This is a genomic window from Halobacillus sp. B29 (genome assembly GCF_052246755.1).
GTDB lineage: Bacteria > Bacillota > Bacilli > Bacillales > Halobacillaceae > Halobacillus > Halobacillus halophilus.
Genome location: NZ_JBQQCM010000019.1, coordinates 20777 through 38884, shown reverse-complemented (window position 1 = coordinate 38884; position 18108 = coordinate 20777). Strand labels below are relative to the sequence as shown.

Here is an 18108-nt window from a genome sequence, read left to right as displayed (position 1 = left end):
TAAAATGCTTTGGTTTACATAGAATTTCATAAATTTCTTAGAAATAAAAAAGTAATAGACACAACCTTAATACTTACGTATAACGTATTTTATGGCTATCAAGTTAATTGGTTATATCCAATCTTCTATTTTTTCCAGGTGGCTCTCTATTTTATTAATTTCAGTGAGATAGTATTGCTGTCGATGCTGGGACAATTGTTTAATATATTTATGTACACTAATTAATCTTACATTAGATTTTATGATTTGATCTGAGATTTCTCCTCTTCGTCCTCTCATATAAATAATAATTAGGTATCTGCAATGGTATTTGTATCTATCAATGGTATTAGAAGCGTAGACAGTCCACTGGCTCAACTTGGCATCCATCCATACACCATTCCTCAAAGTGTAATCAGGATTGTATTTTTCGTGATCGTATTTCGAATATGATATTCCAGTTTCAATTAACAGTTCATCTAACAAATCTTCAAAAAGATAACCACAATATGAAGCATCTCTTGAATCCTCTCGTACTTTATCATAGTCTAAACCAGCCTTTTCTATGGCTTTACTCCATGAACCGATTCGATTGATAGCACCATCATATAAAGACTGATTATAACTTTGTATATGTGATTTGTACAAAGGAATTTCTTGTTCATACAGCTGTTGTATTTCTGCTAACACACTTTCTATCGTCCATTTCATTTGAACTTCTCTTTGTTTGACAAGCCATATTTGCTCCGCTACTTCTAGTTCATCTTCATAGTTGTACCCAGCAGCTTCAATTGCCACCTTTAAACTTCCATATCGATTATAACAAGCATCCTCAAGTCCACTTGTATGTTCTCTAATTGTTTTTCTAGATAATGGTAGTCCTTTTTCCTTTATTTCATATAAATTTTTCAGAACATAAGTTTTTGAATATAAAGTTGAATTTTCGATTGTTTCTTGTCTTTTTATTTCTTTAATTCGTGGATAATCTACCCCTATCATATCTAAAGCATTTCCCCAAGAACCTAAATATTCTACACATGCTCTATACAGTTGTCTATGCTGATTTATTATATAGGATACGTATAGCGGTTCATCATTTTCTAATAGTTTCAATATTTCTTTCTTAATACTATCATCAGTCCACTTTCGTCTAGATGTTACTTTTTTTATATTTGCATAATCGATACCTGCTGCTTCCATAGCATTTTCTATAGAATTAAAATGTTTATACAGCATTGCTAATAATGATCCATGGTTTTCATAAAGAAATGAGTATGTTAAGTTATTATTTTCTTTGTGTATTTGTATAAGGGATAAAATTGCTTCACTTTTTTGAGCCTCAAGATACTCCGTACTGTTAAACCGTTTTTGTCTCCCTTTAGAGATTTTTTGAGCCCCTTCCCTTTTACCTCTCTTCTTAACCTCTTCATAATCATACCCTGCATTAGTTATTGCATTCTCCCAATTTCCGAAATGTCTCCTCCCTGCTTTTAAAAGAGCTAAGTTAACTTTAGTTACATTCCTTACGTACAATCCTTCACCCTTGTCATCTAGCTTCACAATTTCTTTTATAACTTTATCTGGCGTCCATTTTATTCTTTTGGAGCTCATATGCTTCATTCCTTTTTACCATTTAAATTTCACATACCTTTGTAAAGTAATAAGCCGTTATGCAATTGATTTAACTCAATAGCATAACGACTCTTGTAATGGTTTTTTATATATTCTTTTGTGTATTTATGCTGAAATTCTCTAAGTAATGCTTGTAGAGTTGAATAACTTTATAACCAGATAATTCTTCTTTCATTGAAATGAAAGCTTCTTCTGAATCGGTTACTAGAAAAAGATAATCAATAGCTTCGTGTTTCTTTAGTACGTTTTTAAACTCATTAAAATATACTTCATCTTTTAGAACAGCAAATCTACTACCATCTGGAATAAAATATTTCTCAGATGAATCGTTAATAGGTAGTTCTCCAACCATTCCTGACATCATCCAGAAGAAGGGTAACATATTTTCGAATTCTCTTCCTAACTCTACACTAATTGAGTCAAGGAAGTTCAAACGGAAGTATTGAATGTTTTCGTTCAACCCATCAGAAACTGGAACTTTTTTCTCTTTATTAATAAATATTTTCGGTAAATTAGCCAGAAGCTCCTCTTTTACAGCTCTAAATGCAGCACCATCTGGCATGAGGACGTAAATAGTATCTACATTTTCCTCATTTTCCTTAACGGCTTCACAATAATCACTTATTCTTTCTGGATTAAATAAAACTGATACTTTATCTGAGTCTTCTAAATACCAATTACTATCTTTTTTCATCTTACTTTGGGTTAGCCCTAAAGCGGCTGCTAGTTGTTTTCTATTAACCAGCTTAGTCATTTGTTCTGGGGTAGTAAATCCCAACGGCCTTACTGTTCTTCTTTGCTCTTTTCGCTCTTTCTTTCCTACTGTCAACTCACCTGGTATTAAAGTATTATCTTCTCTAAATCCATTTATTGCATTCTTACATCTTGGAAATGTAATTGCTTGGCAAATACCATGCTTCTCAAAATCTGACATACCAGGCATTATACCGCTTTTAATCATTGACTTTGCAGTTGACTCTGGGTGAACTTCATTATTAGTTACCATTACCGACTTTCTGTTACCACCGTGTATTGAATTGATGATTGAAAGTGCATGAAAAGTGGTTCCGCTACCCGCAAAAAAATCTAAAACCAGAGCATCTGGTTTCGATACTACTACTGGTTCAATACATTTTAATACTGCATATAATGATTTTGGATATGGGAATTTCTTATTTGTTATATTTTCTACTAGCGTACTCCCATAAGCTCCGCCCGCATCGAGATCTGGACTAGCCATAAAGGTTTTAGGAGGTGAAAGTTCGGCAGTAAGAAATAAATCGAATTGTCCATCTTTATAGAGCGGTATAATTCTATCAAGATGATGTTCAATAGTATCACGACTATAATTCCATCTTCTTTCAATATCATTTTGATCTATAGGCCATACTTCAATCTCTCCATTATCCAGGGCTATGTTTCTACTTCCCGGGTGGTAATCATCTGAAGGCTGCTCACCTATTCTTGTTATCTTTCCATCTTTAATATAGATTGGATAGAACATTGAACGTCTTTCTTCTCTTTCAGAATAGTCACCCCATCTTCGAAGTTTTCTAGGTTTGTCATTTTCAACAGACATTCTAGAAATAGTAGAAATACCTTTTGGAGTAAGATAAATTGCATATTCATGAACCTGCGAGAAATTTTTAGTTACATTTCCCCGAGGGTTATGGACAACAGTTACAACTGTCAACTCATATTCAGGCATTATTTCCTCTAATAAACAAACTATATGAGCCATTTCATTATCATCAACAGCTATAACCATAGTTCCATCATCAGACAATAAGCGTTTTGAGATAAGTAACCTTTTTTTCATAAACGATAACCATTTGCTATGTTTATATCCATCATTCTCATCTACATAGTTATTGTTATACTTCCAATCACGAGCTCCCGTATTATAAGGAGGATCTATATAAATGCAATCTACTTTACCTTCATATAAATATTCCAGCACCTGAAGAGCATGATAATTATCGGCTTCAATAAGTGCATGGTACGGTTTGTTAATATCTTTTTGCACTTGTTCTACAGGTGTTAAAGCTGGATATATTGCTTCGCCAAACAACTTAATAACATTTAATTCATTAAGATCGAATGACTTTTCTTCTCCGTCTTTACTAATACATCTGGCTTTATTATTTTCTATTCTAGAAACTTTGTACTTCTCATTTGTTTTTTTGTGTATAACACGAGCACCTTTTTTTACTCGAGTATTATACAAGACAATATGTTCTGGTATATGTTCTTCAAATACTAGTCCGAATTGCTTATCCTTTCTTAAGGTTTTAACCTCTTGTCGAATTTTATCTCTTATTTCTTTATTAGATATTTCATCTATCAGTTGATCTACAACAGCCATAATTTCCTCCTTATAATTTCAAAGGACTTGTCCATATGTACAAAATGAAGCAGAGGTTTACTTTCACCCGCTTCATTTCTTTTTACACAGAGGTTATTGAGAAGAGTCTATTTAACTCTTCATGACTCATAAGCCTCATGACTTTTTGCCTTATTTCAAAATCATTTAATTCTAAACGCTTTAAATTCCCATCTATTTGTCTGATAAGTTGAATACGTCCAAATTGAGCTCCGTGTCTATTTGCATAGTCAGCTAACCCTTTTGCTTTAGCCAAACTGTCACTTAAATTTTCATGGTGGGGCTCAAGGATATCAGTAATATATCCGCCATTAATTTTCCTGGTAACTAGAAAGTCAGGGTACATTATTTCTGTTTCCGTATCTTTTTGGTATGGAACACCTAAAGCCCATGGTTTCCGATCAAAGTTTCTTAACCATGCCATCACTTCTGCGTCTTGTAATTCTTCCATAACCAACTCATGTTCCCATGTATTCAAGTCTGTATCAAATGACTCACTTTCATCTGAAAACAAATGTTTCTCGTACCTTACTATTACATCAACTTTAGGTAAAATGATTTTTTTAGGCAATAAAGTGTACTGTGCCTCCTCATTTCTTGCAGCTGAATATATCTTATTATACTCATTTAATTGAGAAGAAGATAGGGAGTTTATAGCAGTATGATTAATGGTTTTGAGTTCAGTTATTCTTGTCTTTGCCACTTGCTCCAATTTACTCCAAACTGTCTTAGTTTGTGATAATAGGAATAGCTCTAACTTAGATTTAAAAGGTTCATTTTCATCGTAATTTTGTCTAAGGTATTCAACACATACCTCTGTTTGGAAACGTAGCTTAGCTTTTTTATATAAATCATCTATATTCGCTTCACTCAAACCAATCTTTATTGAATCCTTTGTAGTGACGGTGTATTCTCCGTTTTCTATAACTACTGGACTTACATTTATTTGAGCAGCATCATTTAAGGCGTTGGCAAACTGTTCACTATCTTTGAGCAGTCTATTTCTCTCTTCTATTAATGTATCTACTATAATTTGCTTAGAATTTGGGAGTGCTTCTTTATGAAGATCATGTTTTATCGATAATAAATTACAAAAAGTAAAAAGTCGTTTAAGGTCAGTTAACTTTTTACTCTTCCTATATGAAGGTAACTTATTCATCGCTGAATATGATTTTTCCAAGCTACTTGGTAATGACCATGTGCTCAAATTAGAATCTTGTTGTATATCAGTAGCGACACTCGTGTCAGAGTCACCTTTCAATTTATTTATAACGTAACTTAATGTCTCGCTATTATAATGCGGCAAGTATAAAGATACTTCATTAAGCATTTCGTTACCTTCAATTCTCCTAGCTAATGGTGTACGCACCATCCTTCCAATTAATTGAGCTATCAATGTCGAATCCTGTGCCCTACGAAAAGACATCATAACTTCTGCTCTTGGGCAGTTCCAACCAGTTGTTAAAGCCATTTTAAATAGAACGAATTTAACATCAGGATTACTATTAATATTGGAAGGATCAATTTTCTTGATTTTTTTACTGTTTACTTCAAAATCTTTTTCTTCTTGAAAACAATGAGCAATAGATTCTTCATCTATCGGTCCCAGTGCTTCTTCTAATGTATTAATAACAGAAGACAGATTTGTTTTAGTTAACGTGTCTTCATTGCCATCTTCCACTTGTATAACCATAATTGGCTCAATGTAATTACTATCCTGTTCAACTGAATACCTCTTCCATTCTTCGCACATTTCATTCCACTTCAAAGCACCTGTATGTAATAGAGACCAATCTGAAGGCTGTTCTTCATCCGGGTGATAAACTACTAATCGGTCCTTTAATAACCCAGATTCTCTCACCTTATTAACGTCAACTCTAACGGTCCTTAGTACTCTATCTGTACCGTTAACTAAATTTTCAAATCTGTCGGAAGTAGCTGAGACGCCAATAATAAGTTTTGAGGGTTTCATTTCCTCCGAGCCAACTAAAAATTTCTGTATTATGGATTGAGCTGTTTGGGCTTCCCTTTGATTTACATTCATACCTCTATGAGCTTCATCTATAATCACATAAAAGTTTTCATTAACTTTATCGCTAGTGTTTTGTATAGTCTCCCAGATAGTATATTCACGACCATCACCTTTTACGGTCAAATTTTTATCTTTTCCTATCTTCTGGGTGTTAAGGAAGTACACCTTACCTCCATCAAAATATTCTTGATTAAAATCTGAAGTAATTATTTCTAAGTTTCTTTCGTTTAATGTATCAGAAACCTCTTTTATTTTATTTTTAGATTGTACGTTCAGTTCCGGTTGATCGGATAGCCATAAAAAAACAGATGAAGGTTCTGGTTCAAACTTTTCTGTTCCTTTAAAAACATCTTCTATTAGCTTTGTTATCATTACTGTCTTACCAGATCCAGTAGGAGATGAAAGTAATACTGCATGGTTTTCACTATACTCTTTTACATCTTTTCTTGATCGTTCTAAGTTACCTAAAAGTTCCGAGGTGTATTCTTTTTGAAAATCCTTAAGCTCAATATTCATATCTACGAAATCCTCCAGCTCTCCATTTTTATTAGCTTTACTGAGAATAAATAACTAATTTCAAATTCCATTTTAAGGCTTTTTATGTAACAATATCCTTACGTATTGGAAATTTTATCTTTATGAGGTGTGTTATGTATTATGATAAGAAGAATGCTTTAAAAAGTACAGTATATAATAAAGATTTATTAAAATTTGCTGTGGAAAACGGAGTCAAAGTTCCGCAAGCTCACAAAGAGATATTTATGAATACCAAGCACTCGGAATATTTTTACCAACAGTTATATATTGACCAAAAAGGTAAGGATGAATTTGACCTCTCACAAAAACCAAACAATTCAATGTGTCGAGACTGCCATGAATTTTTCCTCGGGGAAGGCAAGCTAATAGATAAATCTGAAGACCTTAAGCTAGGCAATGAATTAGAAACTGTATTTCAAAAGTTCTTGGAGAGTACTTTAAATGGAAAGTTACGGAGTTCTGGTTCACATATTAAAATAAAATGTCAAAGGGCTGATACAACAAATAAACACATGCCTGATCTTAAATTAACTAGAGAAGGAGAGAGTGAACCTTTTTCCTACTTGGAATTCAAATGCATATTTAGACCTTACCTGAAAATTAAAGATTTTGTTCATGAAGAATACAATTGTTATTCTCATTCACTAACGCTTGATATAGGTTCGGAAAATAAAAAGCTTAAGCTTCTTGAACAACGAAAGCTAGTTGAGGAGAATGGCTTGAACAAAACTGATTATGTGTATTGGTACGACACTCCTTGTTTAAAAGGTGTATTCTATATGAATGCTAGAGGAGTTTATCACCGTATGGACCATAACCCTATTTTTTATAAGAGAGTTGGATCCCAAGGTGATTACAATGAAAAGGGATATAAGATTGGTTCTGATAAGAAAATTTATTTACCATTATCAAAGATGGGGGATTTTAGGTTCCTTCTAAATAAATATTACCTAATGGCCACAAATAAATCATAGAGTATTAACTGGCTAAGCGTCGGTCTTTTCCCTTAAACGATATGATTTCCTTGTGATATTAAAGTTTATAGAATGATAGATAAGTAGATCCAGTGTAACTATAGATATTATCGGAACACGACTTTAGTCGTGTTCCTTAGATGAAAATTATAATAAAAGTGTATTATAAAAATTTCCACCATTTATCTTGCATATGGTTGTGCGCTCTATCTTTCTATTAATACCTCGTTCTGTTTCCTGCTCTCTATATTCCAGTCTTTATTCGTAGGTAAATCAATTTTAGATACTTCTTTACTCATTAGCCGCTGATACTTATTAGCAAACTCTCGTCCAGCCTTATCATTATCCGTACAAAACGTTATTTGCTTAACCTGATGACCTTCCTTTCCCATTCGTTTAATTTCATCAATCATAGTCTGTCGCTTAAGCCCAGACATGGAAACTAAGCGAGTATCTTGTAACTTCCCTTTCTTAATAGTCCAATAAGACAGTGCATCAATCGGGCTCTCAAAGAGATAAATGGAATTTGGTTTACCTATATCAACCGAAAATCCAGCCGAACCATGGCTATTCCTATCAATACCTTTAAACATTCGCCCATCCTTCATAGGAGAGGTTCCTTGTCGATCCGCACCAACAATCTCTCCCTGCTGTTCCCACTTAAACACCACATTTCCGAGCTTATCCTGTGCGATTAAATCTTTATTATTAAGCCAATCAACAATCTTAGGATGTATTTTCCGTTCCTTTGTAAGATAATCTTTAGCCTTTGTCCTATCGTTCACTTCATAGTGAAAAGGATATTGATAAGGCTCCTTCGGTTTTTCCTCATGGACAGTGTTTTTAACCTTATAACCTTGCGCATTTAGATCGAGAACAGCCTCCGGAAAGCTCATACCATAAAACATTTTGGCAAAGTTAATAACTCCAGCTCCTTTTTCGTCTCTAGAGTTCCAGGCATACATTTGGTCTTTAATCACTAAGCTGTCATGTACTTGGTGTCGGTAGTATCTTCCCTCTCTCTTCAATGGTTCTCCTTTACGCTCAAGATAGTCTATGAGATCCACATTACGGGCAACTTCCACTTGGTCCGCGCTTACATGTTTGGCCATGCAGCACTTCCTCCTCTCTAAAATTAGATATAGAAAAAAACAGGGAGAAAACCCCCTGCCTAGCGTTCAACCTCTATTTTTTCTTTTGGCTTTTCCTTCTGCTGAAAAGCCTCATTATTACCCTTTCCATTCTTCATTTCTGAAGTGGTGCTGTCTTTTTCTTTCTCTTCATGGAACTCTCGGTCCAACTTACTTTCGATTTGAGATAGTCGCTCTTCACCACGATCGGTCAATGGTAGTTCTTTTAATTCCTGAAGAGATTCTTTTTTAAGCTGGTACACATCTTCTTTGCTGTGAGTCTCTTGAAAAGCACGCATCTGATTTAAACGTTCTTGCCGGTCAATATTTTCTTCTTTATCCAATTCTTTTCCGACTGTTGGTTCAATAAAGTTCATAAGCTCTTTTTTATATGCATCTTTGAAGTCTTGATGAGAATATTCCTCTTCAGCCTTTTCCTCCTTAACAAATGGCCCGTCATCCTTCTCAGCCTTGCTCACCTGGCTTCGGTACATATCCCGAAGCTTTTCTGAAGGTAACATCTCCATTTCTTGTTTCTCTTCCACTTCATGTTTTTGTTCTTTAATACTCATTGTTTTCTCCCCTTCCTTTTCTTGGTCCAATGATTCTTCAATGGTCGTTATGAATTCTTTAGCTGTAGACTGGACTTCTTGTAATAGGCTTTCATGGTCTTTAAATTCATGGTCCTTGGTCCAGTGATGAAGATAATCTAACGAGTAGTCGCTGGTATCAATATTGAAATAAGAAGCAACGGTATAAGCTGTCATTTCCGCCTGAAATTCTTTCTCTGGTTTGGTGTAGTCATTGATATTTTCCTTTGTATGAAGCTTGGCATGAGTCAGTTCATGCAACAGTGTCTTTGTATCTTGTCGCTCCGAGTTACGCGGATTCAGAGCTACTTCATTTCGCCCGGTGTAACTTACGCCTTTAGCTGCTCCTAACTCTTCATAAGGATCTACAATTTGAATATTATTTTTATCGGCTATAGCCTCCATTCCTTTTCGAAGCTGACTGTAGTTTTCAACCTCTCCATCAATCCATTTGTTAGGAAAGATTTGAGGCAGATCTTTTTGAGTTGCTGTTGTCTGAGAAGCATCGAACACACTTCCGGTAGAATAAACAAGACGGCCTTCTCGTTTATCGAGTTGACCGTCTTTGACTTGTTGCTTTTCTTTTTTCGTTGCATATTTCAAAGGTTTCCATTCGCCCTCTTCATCTTGAAACTGCTGGCCTAATCGGTTAGGTACAAGAACCTTTAGACTTTTCTCTCCTTTGTTTACAGGGAACCCTTTGTCTTTCCAAAAGGCATAAGAACCTACAGCTTCAGCACCTGGAAATTGTGAATCAATGAGTGCTGTATTACGTGGAGAATATCGATGGAACTTCCCCATAAAGTCTAGATACTCTTTCATTTGTTCAGGAGAATGAAAATGATTATTTATACTTTCTTCCATTCCCTTTGTCAGTCGATTGATCTCCTCTTTGACCTTTTCCGGTGACTTCTGTTTATATGATTGTTTAGTCTTCGCCATGTCCCTCAGCTCCCTCACTGATGTTCATGAGTTCTTCCATTTCTTCCTCATCGTAATTGGGTTTTGTGTTTAATATCAGTTCCTTAGTTTTCATATGAAAGGGAATGAGTAAGTTCTCTTGATTCACTAAATGCTGTTCCAGATCCTCCATTTCTTCATCATTCAATTTTAAGATGTATTCCTCACTTCCCACGTCCATCACGAGCTCATTATTTTCACTTAATCGCTTAAATACACCCACCTCATAATTGCTATTAAACAAAAGCATTCCTTCCACTCCTTTGATTTATAATTCCTTATTCATACCATTAGCTTGATGCTGGTTGTGTCTCTTTCACGCTTATTCTCTTCTGACGCTGATGACTGATTTTTTCTTCTACCGCTTGTTTCGCGTCCTTCATCGCTTGACTCTCAAAGATCGGTGTCGTCACACAGCTTTCTAAGTTTTGATCCATCGCAAAACCGTTCATTAACTCAAGAAGGACTTGCGTATTTTTATCGCTTCGATTGGCTGCTAACCTCAACCGTTTCATCTCTTCAGAAAATATGTCTTGAAAACGTTCAGCCATCAAACTCATGAGATATTCTTGAGAATGGTCTGTTGCCTTCTGCGTTTCCCACTCTTCAATCATTCTATCTAAGGCTTCGCCAGGATAACGAATATGATGCTGTTCCTGATACTCTTTGATTAACGCTATCGTTTCTTCATGAAGCGTGATATTTTGTCGCCTTCCCATTTATATATCCCTACCCTTCTCTTTCGATTTTTCGTTCCAACTTCTGATGATCCAAGTCATTGATAAACTGATCATATGTTTGTCCCCATGAACGTTGAATGCTTCTTAAAGAACGTTGTAATTGAATACCTGAAGGCATGGACTTATAAGGGCCATTTGTATTAGAAGTTTGCCTAGGAAAACGCTGTTGATCGTACCGTTTCATTTCTTGTAAAAATGCATTTCCCATTCGTTTATAGAGGTCATCCAGCTTGCTTTGTTTGTAATGCTTATAGCGTCGCTTATCCTTAGGTCCATCCCCATAGGCTTGCTTCAATTCATTTACTTCCTTGTCCAATTTTTCATGCAGCTGCTTCATATCTTTGCCATGATACTTATTTAAATATCTTGTCGTTAGTTCATCAATCTTTGGTCGAAGATGGTTCAGCGTTTGATAGCCATAGTGCCACTGTCGCTTATCCTTAGGCAAGTGATTATACACGTCGAGGAACAGAGGTTTTATTTCTCTATTGCTCCATTTCATGCTGCTATTCTCTTTCTTTGCATTCACCATATGGTCACGGATCAACGAGTTGATTTGATCTCGTTCCTGTGTTCGATCTAACAATCCATTCACGACTTCACTTTTCATTGCGTCTAACGTTTTCGGCTTTCGCTTTCCACGGTCACGAGTCGGGTTGGGTTCGACGGTGGCCACATGAATATGAATGTTGTCAGTGTTATAGTGAATGGCCGCCGACCAAACAGCACTCTCTTGTAATCCTTCTTTTTTCATCATGGCCTGCATGGATTTCCGTGTCACTTGTTTCAAAGCATCTTCATCTATGGTGTGTGTCCTTGAATCATAAACACCTTGATTTTGAAGCCAATCATTATCAAATGTAATGACGTCCTGCCACATGATACTGTTCTTCTTTTGAGCTTGTTCAAACAAAGATTTAATGCCCTGCTTTCCTTCCACCGATAAATGGTCCGACTGCTGAGTAAACAAAGCAGATGTTTTATCTGGGTCGTCCATATAGTGATTATATAAACTAAACATGGACCGATGAGCATCCCCCTTTCCTTTCGCTTCTTCTCGGTCCACGTATTGCACATAATCTTGAAATCCTTTCTTATTCGCTGTCACGAATTTTGTTTTTAAAACCACTCCAGGCGTTATGGTTTCACTCATGCTTCCTCACCTGGTTCTTCAATCTGCAAGAGATCATTTATTTCTCGAATGGCTGTATAACAATGAGCCATTGTTTGAATGTTGCGATCGACTAATTGCTGGAGTCTTTGTTCACGATTATTCTCTTCTCGAAAGACAGCCAATTGATGTAACTGAGCATGTAAAAACTCTTGCCGACTTAATCCTTTTTCATCCGCAAGTTCGTCAATTCGTTGAACAGTTTTCGGATCCATATAGCGAATTCTTACTTCCATTACCATCACTCCCTTTGATGAAGTTCCTAAAACTAGTGAATAAAGAGAAGAGCATAAGGGGTTTTTGTTCCCACTTGGCGTGTGAATCCCGGCAGAGCCGGGCAAAACGAGGGAACAAGAAAATCTCCAGATGTGCGGTCGCTGTGTGGCTAAATCCGGAACGTTTATTCGCATATTCACCTTGATGTGTGGTCCCTGCACAGGAGGTGTGTGGACACTGTGTTGACTCTAGCGAAATCTCTGCCCCTTATTCGTTTGATAACATCTCCCGTTTTTCTTCTAACATCTTAATCTTTTCCTTAATGGTTTGAATGGCCAATTCATGCTCGGCTGCCTCTTGATTGATCTGCTCTTTTTCATTTTCCAGATGATGAATTCGAGCCTCTGTTTGCTTTTTCTCTTCCTCTGTTTCGTAGAGAAGCTCTGATTCTAATTCAACGGTTTTTTGATCAATTTCTTTGATCCGTTCATCAATGGATTGGATGCGTTTCTTCTTCTCTTTCCTTGTTTCTTTCGCCTCTTCGATTTCCTCAGATACAGCAGCCACTTCATACTTTTGCTCTGTTAAAATGCTTAATTGCTTGTCCATTTCCACTTCACGCTGATCGGTATAAATCCGTGCCAGTTCTTTCTTTTCCTCACCTCCTTTCAGGGAATTTTGAGCATTCCCTTTTGTTAAAAGCGTATTGGTATTTTCCTTGTTTACATCTAAGGCCATAACATCAAAGGAAGGACTTACCTGTTGGATGCTTATGACGTACCTGCTTTCATCGTTATACTCTACGTGTGTTGGTAGATCACGTTTGGGATGCTCTTTTTCCTGAGCCGTGAAGCTTAATTTTTCATCTAATAAAGTAGTTGATTTATTAAGGTTCAAGGTGACAACCATCAGGTTTTTCGTTGGATTATAAACCCATTCCTTTATGGTCAGTTCGCCTGATCCTTGTAAGTTCAGAGGTTGATTGACAGGCGTTTGCTGAACTTTACTCTGCTCTTCATCACCAAAGATAAAACCAGAAAACAAGAAAAAAAGAAGCGCCATAGCCATGACGCTTAATCCCATAAGATATTTTTTTGAGGTCCCTTCCGTGATGTGTTTCGTTTGTTTTTTCATGAATAACCTCCCTCTTCTACGTCTTGGAAATCTGTTATCTTCCAATGGCCATCTTCCCTATGAACTTTTATATGGAGGAACACGGGAGACACCTGTTTTTGATCACTCTGCAAAGAAAAAAGCGTGTGTTTAAATTGAACGAACACGCTTGCTTGATTGTTTGTGAGATTACCTGTTTTGATATATATTTCTACTTCCTCTACTTCCGTTTTCCTGTCTCCTTTATAGGTATCTGTAGGAAAGAAGGTTGCAGCTAAATCGTTGCTCATCACCTCTTTTGCTTTCCCTTTTCTTTCTTGATAGGTCTCTTTATCCTGTTGAAAGGATACCTTTATAAACGTAGTAACCTGGTTCACTAAAGCGTTATATCTCGCTTGAATGTCCGCAGGTTTCTGTTTTTGTAACGTCTTCTTTAATTCCGTTTTTTCTTCCATAATCGTTGCGTTTTTCTCTTCTAATTGTTGCACTTCCTTCTGTAGATCGTCATTCGCTATCGTTAGTGCAGCATATATATTCATCGATGTGAGAATGATTAACAGAGCGACAAACACGCCAAAAAGAACACGTCTTTTCATCACTAACCCCCTTTTTTAAAGTCCAAGATAAGGTGCAGGGTCCACGTCCGAACGATACTGGTTTTTGGTCATGACTTCGAAATGAAGATGGGGACCTGTAGAGTTTCCTGTCGTACCACACTTGCCTACTTCTGAACCTTTTTGGATCATCTCTCCGTTTTGTACACTTAACGCATACAAATGAGCATAGTGACTATAAAGTCCCTCTTCATGTTTCACAAGAACATTATTTCCGTAACCGGAATTTTTTCTTACCACCTCTACCACTTGGCCGTTATCGACGCTTTGAATAGGTGTTACGGCATTCGTACAGGCAAAGTCAATTCCTCTATGCATATCCGGCGTTCCATCAAAGGGATCGGAGCGCATACCGTAATCAGATGTTTGGGTAAGAGCGCCTTCAATGGGCATCACCCACTCTCCCGTTGGTTGTAAATCGGCTTCAATAATTCCGCCTTTAAGGTAACTTAAAACAGCCTCAACGTAACCAATATCGCCATAACAAGCCCCCGTTTCTGCCGACTCCGGTCGAATGCAGGAATACATGCCTGTGTGTTTCAATTCCTGGTATTTCATTCTTGAAAATTCGATGGCTAACTCCTTGCTGTACTCCCCATTGTTGTGTTCGTTTGCGTAATCAATAAAGCCTCCACCGAAGTTATAAGCTTGAAGGGTCAGCTTAATATCTCCCCCGGCTTTTTCCAGCATCTCCGAGAAGTATCGGATACCAACCTTGATACTTCTTTCGGGATCTTCAATCGTGTTTGGAGGTAGACCAAGAGACTCGCTTGCTTGCATGACATCATCTACACGTCCACCCGATTCCTGCATGGTTTTGGCCAAGAGAAGCTCCACATACTTGGACACTCCATACTGTTCGGCATACTCTTCAAATAGAGGACGATACTCTTCTAATGCAGCTGAAACTTGCGCTGTTCCATTTACCACATCAACGGACCTCACTTCCTCACTAGAGGAAGATTTTTGATAACCGATCACCCCTGTAATGACGGATGCATACAAGAGCATTTGTAGCAGGAAGAGAGCTACTAAAATACCAATCAACCATAGCCATACTTTCCGAGGAACCAACCCAAGGAGAAGGGACCAAGGCATCCTTATGCACCTCCTCCAAACAACGCTAACTCTTCGTCCGATACCTCCACCTTGAAGCGAATGTTTTCCACCGCACGGATGCTTAACATGGTTTCCCCTGTTTGTAGATAAGGGATATCTTTTAACTCACTTTGGCTTAATTGCCCCATGAAAATTTGCTGCATCATCTCTAAGTTATTACTATCCTGCTGCATAATAATTTTGTATTGGGTCAGTTCAAAAAGCTTCTTGATCTCCTCTACCATACTTTGATCCGAACCCTCAGGAACAAAATCGCGAATCGTGTGACTGGCATAGAGAAGAGCTCCAAAATACTTCCTGGCTTCTCGGCTAAACTTTGTAAGAAAATCGAGAGCACTCTCACTCTTCTTCTTTGTGTTTATGATATGGTGAGCTTCATCCATTAAAATCAGATATCGTACAGCATCTTCAAAAGCCAATTCGCCTCGATTATAAGCATCAAACTGAGGAGACCCATTCGTTAGCATGGAGTCCCATAAGAGATTGAGTACGTTAAACAATTGCGCTTGGAAAACCTCTGCTCTCATTTGAGATAGGCCCCTCAAGGTAAACGTAACAACCTGTTGCTCATCAAAGTGTTCAATGGTTGATACGCCATTGAAAAGATGCGCGTAGGTTTCTACAAGGTTTCTAATGTTTAATTCGATGCTCTCCAGACGTCGTTTCCTTTCCTGACTCAGCTTCTCCCTTTGCTTTCCTTCCTTGATATTTTCATAGAGTTGTTCTTCGATAAAGGCAAGAAAATCGGTAAAGATAGGGTACTCCTCAACAGAAAGTTCAGTTATATTTGATTTTGAATTATCGTTCCATAAGCCAAGTTTTTCATAGAGCTTTCTTAATAGATTTTCATATTCTTTCAATTCACTATCATTCGCTTCAGGGGCTAAGAATTTATAGAAAGTCGTCAACTTAGATAAGTGCTGAGTAAACGATGTATATTCGTCCTCTGCCGTTCGATACACCTGTAAAGGGTTGATGACCCCGTCTGACCCGTCTAACGCAATTTGTTTCCCGCCTAAAGCTTCCGTTAACTCTACAAATTCTCCGGTTACATCAAACGTCCGAACCTTATATCCTTTAATCGCGTTATCCAGCATAATTTTCTTAAGTGTGGTGGACTTTCCTGCTCCCATCGCTCCCACCATGACTCCGTTATAGCTCTTACGCTGCTGATCTCTATGAAAAAGATCAAAGACAACGTTTCCTCCTGTCAGTGTCGTGCCATAGAAGGTACCAAAGGGATCGTTTAAGCTAGTAAAATGAAAAGGAAAGCCACCAGCTAACCCTAAGGCGGGTATCGGATGACCTTCCCTCTTGTTTCGATAAGTCGATTGTTCGGTATAATTGGTGAGTAGTGATTTCCATTCAAACTCCTGTTCATTTAAGAAAATAGATCCTCTGAAATTCTCATCCTGTAAAGTCGATAAGACCACTTTCACTTTATCTTCCAGCTCTTCTCTTGTTGGCGCACTTACATAATGCCTAAGATGAACACGTTTAATGATTTCTCCTTCTTCAGATACCTGATTGTATAGCTGCCGCAAATCATCGTAGTTATTTTGCGCTTCAATAATGCCGGCATTATCTTTTTCATTAATCATTCGGGAACTCTGTTCAGCCATCCCTTTGTTTAAACCATCTCGGACTTTGTAACGATCATCCGAGACAATATCCATCGTTGTAATGACATTCTCCATATTGAAAATAGGTTCTAGCCAAAAGTCCGCAACGTTTTTAGGGAAGGCATACACATGGACACAAACTTCATAACCATCTCCTTTACGAATAAAGGATTCTTGGAACTTCACCCCTCCTTGTGGTTGAATGTGAGCAAGCAAAAAAGGATTATAGCCTTTTTCTTGAGTTTCATCGGTATCACTTTTCTTTTTTAGAAATGAGAACAAAATTTAACCCCTCTTTTCTAATTTGGAATTTTGATTATAAAGCTTATAGAGCAAATCGAGCTTCTTTTCATCCGTTAACTCCATAATCGGTGCGACTCGCCCGAGATAGCGCCGACAATTGTTTCTGTATTCAGCAAGCTGTTTAGGGCTGGTCGCGTAAATAAATAGATAAAACTCTCTATTCGTCCGGTAGGTCTCCAAAAATTGAAGTTCCTCTCGTTTTCGAATTAAAAAGCGCTCATAGAGAGGCGCTTTGTTTTGAGCAATCTTGTAATTAATCGCATCCAGTTGCTTTTTCATATTAACCGGAAAATTCATGGAGACGATCTTGATATCAGGCGTATATGATTGTAAGAACTTGGCCATCTTCATGATGTCGTATTCGGTTTCCTGGGTAGATGGAGAATAAATATCCTTACTCTGAAGTTGCACCACGTCCATATAGCCCTCATCTCCTTTTAATTGAAAGGATCCTTCCTTCGTCATGTCCTGAATGGGAATAATCTCAGCTATGGATGGAATGGCCACCTCTCTCTTTTTCTTTTTAACTTTCGACCTCTTCTGCTTATTGTTTTTATCAGTAGTTTTTCGTTCATCAAAAAGAGCCATTTTTTCGGAACTGTTTTCTTTGAAGAAAGGGTTGTTTTTCTTCTTGTTTTTCATTTAAAGTCCTCCCCTCGTAGCTCTTCATCTTTTGAATAATCGCTTTCTTTTTTATCGATGGCACAATAAGCCACTCGGTCTCTCGTGACAGCTAAGAACAACGCTTTGGCCATACGCAACTTTGGGTTCGTTTTAGGTCGGATCAACCAAGCAACCATCAATGCAATCCAGAAGATCGCATAGTACCAAACGAAAGAAGAATGAACAACATATCGGAAGGTAAAGCCTATGCCGCCTAGGATGAGTACAACTAGTAAGTCTGTAAGGTAAAATAGACGGTTGATCTTCAACTCACTTCCTATTTCGGATGGAATCTTGTATTGCAACAAAATCACTCCTTCATAAACAAAA

General features: G+C 37.3%; 16 protein-coding genes. 1 reads left to right on the top strand and 15 read right to left on the bottom strand.

Annotated elements, in window-relative coordinates; all coding sequences use genetic code 11:
• Window positions 1-111 precede the first annotated feature (111 nt).
• The 3 genes from ACTWP7_RS18895 to ACTWP7_RS18885 form a co-directional block, all read right to left on the bottom strand.
• Complete coding sequence (locus ACTWP7_RS18895) at window positions 112-1590, bottom strand: hypothetical protein (protein WP_443124509.1); 1479 nt, start codon at window positions 1588-1590, stop codon at window positions 112-114.
• A 106-nt stretch (window positions 1591-1696) separates the two neighbouring features.
• Window positions 1697-3976 (bottom strand): site-specific DNA-methyltransferase, encoded by a 2280-nt coding sequence (locus ACTWP7_RS18890; RefSeq protein ID WP_443124508.1) that lies wholly within the window; start codon window positions 3974-3976, stop codon window positions 1697-1699.
• Window positions 3977-4058: 82 nt separating this feature from the next.
• Window positions 4059-6542, bottom strand: a complete 2484-nt coding sequence (locus ACTWP7_RS18885; RefSeq protein WP_443124507.1) for a DEAD/DEAH box helicase — start codon at window positions 6540-6542, stop codon at window positions 4059-4061.
• Window positions 6543-6676: 134 nt separating this feature from the next.
• On the opposite strand from ACTWP7_RS18885, the gene ACTWP7_RS18880 reads away from it, so the two are divergent.
• Window positions 6677-7537 (top strand): hypothetical protein, encoded by an 861-nt coding sequence (locus ACTWP7_RS18880; RefSeq protein ID WP_443124506.1) that lies wholly within the window; start codon window positions 6677-6679, stop codon window positions 7535-7537.
• Between the two features lie 206 nt (window positions 7538-7743).
• On the opposite strand, the gene ACTWP7_RS18875 is transcribed toward ACTWP7_RS18880, so the two are convergent.
• The 12 genes from ACTWP7_RS18875 to ACTWP7_RS18820 all read right to left on the bottom strand — a co-directional run bounded on the left by ACTWP7_RS18875 (window position 7744) and on the right by ACTWP7_RS18820 (window position 18092).
• Entirely contained in the window at window positions 7744-8649 is a 906-nt protein-coding gene (locus tag ACTWP7_RS18875; protein ID WP_443124505.1) for a toprim domain-containing protein, read from the bottom strand.
• 59 nt (window positions 8650-8708) lie between these two features.
• The gene (locus ACTWP7_RS18870) at window positions 8709-10199 is read right to left on the bottom strand and encodes an ImmA/IrrE family metallo-endopeptidase (RefSeq protein WP_443124504.1); all 1491 of its coding nucleotides are present in this window, start codon (window positions 10197-10199) and stop codon (window positions 8709-8711) included.
• Window positions 10186-10467 carry a hypothetical protein gene (locus tag ACTWP7_RS18865; RefSeq protein WP_289214785.1) on the bottom strand — a complete coding sequence of 94 codons (282 nt, stop codon included), beginning with the start codon at window positions 10465-10467 and terminating at the stop codon, window positions 10186-10188. The genes ACTWP7_RS18870 and ACTWP7_RS18865 overlap by 14 nt, the downstream gene beginning before the upstream one ends.
• Window positions 10468-10507: 40 nt before the next feature.
• A complete protein-coding gene (locus ACTWP7_RS18860; protein WP_443124503.1) occupies window positions 10508-10936 on the bottom strand; it encodes a hypothetical protein in 429 nt (142 codons plus the stop codon).
• A gap of 10 nt (window positions 10937-10946) precedes the next feature.
• A complete protein-coding gene (gene mobP2 / locus ACTWP7_RS18855) occupies window positions 10947-12110 on the bottom strand; it encodes a MobP2 family relaxase (RefSeq protein ID WP_443124502.1) in 1164 nt (387 codons plus the stop codon).
• A complete protein-coding gene (locus ACTWP7_RS18850; RefSeq protein ID WP_443124501.1) occupies window positions 12107-12364 on the bottom strand; it encodes a hypothetical protein in 258 nt (85 codons plus the stop codon). The genes mobP2 and ACTWP7_RS18850 overlap by 4 nt, the downstream gene beginning before the upstream one ends.
• Window positions 12365-12611: 247 nt before the next feature.
• Window positions 12612-13478, bottom strand: coding sequence for a hypothetical protein (locus ACTWP7_RS18845; RefSeq protein ID WP_443124500.1), 867 nt, complete (start codon window positions 13476-13478; stop codon window positions 12612-12614).
• Complete coding sequence (locus tag ACTWP7_RS18840; RefSeq protein WP_443124499.1) at window positions 13475-14053, bottom strand: hypothetical protein; 579 nt, start codon at window positions 14051-14053, stop codon at window positions 13475-13477. Before ACTWP7_RS18840 ends, ACTWP7_RS18845 begins: the two co-directional genes overlap by 4 nt.
• Window positions 14054-14068: 15 nt before the next feature.
• Entirely contained in the window at window positions 14069-15169 is a 1101-nt protein-coding gene (locus ACTWP7_RS18835; protein WP_443124498.1) for a lysozyme family protein, read from the bottom strand.
• A 2-nt stretch (window positions 15170-15171) separates the two neighbouring features.
• Window positions 15172-17094, bottom strand: coding sequence for a VirB4 family type IV secretion system protein (locus ACTWP7_RS18830; protein WP_443124497.1), 1923 nt, complete (start codon window positions 17092-17094; stop codon window positions 15172-15174).
• Window positions 17095-17097: 3 nt separating this feature from the next.
• A complete protein-coding gene (locus tag ACTWP7_RS18825) occupies window positions 17098-17757 on the bottom strand; it encodes a hypothetical protein (RefSeq protein WP_443124496.1) in 660 nt (219 codons plus the stop codon).
• On the bottom strand, window positions 17754-18092 hold the full coding sequence (locus ACTWP7_RS18820; RefSeq protein WP_443124495.1) for a DUF5592 family protein: 339 nt from the start codon (window positions 18090-18092) through the stop codon (window positions 17754-17756). Before ACTWP7_RS18820 ends, ACTWP7_RS18825 begins: the two co-directional genes overlap by 4 nt.
• Between the last annotated feature and the right edge of the window lie 16 nt (window positions 18093-18108).

Coding starts and splice junctions, on each gene's coding strand:
- ACTWP7_RS18875 (WP_443124505.1), bottom strand. CDS start 8,649: ATGGCCAAACATGTAAGCGCGGACCAAGTGGAAGTTGCCCGTAATGTG.
- ACTWP7_RS18840 (WP_443124499.1), bottom strand. CDS start 14,053: ATGAAAAGACGTGTTCTTTTTGGCGTGTTTGTCGCTCTGTTAATCATT.
- ACTWP7_RS18870 (WP_443124504.1), bottom strand. CDS start 10,199: ATGGCGAAGACTAAACAATCATATAAACAGAAGTCACCGGAAAAGGTC.
- ACTWP7_RS18845 (WP_443124500.1), bottom strand. CDS start 13,478: ATGAAAAAACAAACGAAACACATCACGGAAGGGACCTCAAAAAAATAT.
- ACTWP7_RS18860 (WP_443124503.1), bottom strand. CDS start 10,936: ATGGGAAGGCGACAAAATATCACGCTTCATGAAGAAACGATAGCGTTA.
- ACTWP7_RS18825 (WP_443124496.1), bottom strand. CDS start 17,757: ATGAAAAACAAGAAGAAAAACAACCCTTTCTTCAAAGAAAACAGTTCC.
- ACTWP7_RS18865 (WP_289214785.1), bottom strand. CDS start 10,467: ATGCTTTTGTTTAATAGCAATTATGAGGTGGGTGTATTTAAGCGATTA.
- ACTWP7_RS18835 (WP_443124498.1), bottom strand. CDS start 15,169: ATGCCTTGGTCCCTTCTCCTTGGGTTGGTTCCTCGGAAAGTATGGCTA.
- ACTWP7_RS18850 (WP_443124501.1), bottom strand. CDS start 12,364: ATGGAAGTAAGAATTCGCTATATGGATCCGAAAACTGTTCAACGAATT.
- ACTWP7_RS18890 (WP_443124508.1), bottom strand. CDS start 3,976: ATGGCTGTTGTAGATCAACTGATAGATGAAATATCTAATAAAGAAATA.
- mobP2 (WP_443124502.1), bottom strand. CDS start 12,110: ATGAGTGAAACCATAACGCCTGGAGTGGTTTTAAAAACAAAATTCGTG.
- ACTWP7_RS18885 (WP_443124507.1), bottom strand. CDS start 6,542: ATGAATATTGAGCTTAAGGATTTTCAAAAAGAATACACCTCGGAACTT.
- ACTWP7_RS18880 (WP_443124506.1), top strand. CDS start 6,677: ATGTATTATGATAAGAAGAATGCTTTAAAAAGTACAGTATATAATAAA.
- ACTWP7_RS18895 (WP_443124509.1), bottom strand. CDS start 1,590: ATGAGCTCCAAAAGAATAAAATGGACGCCAGATAAAGTTATAAAAGAA.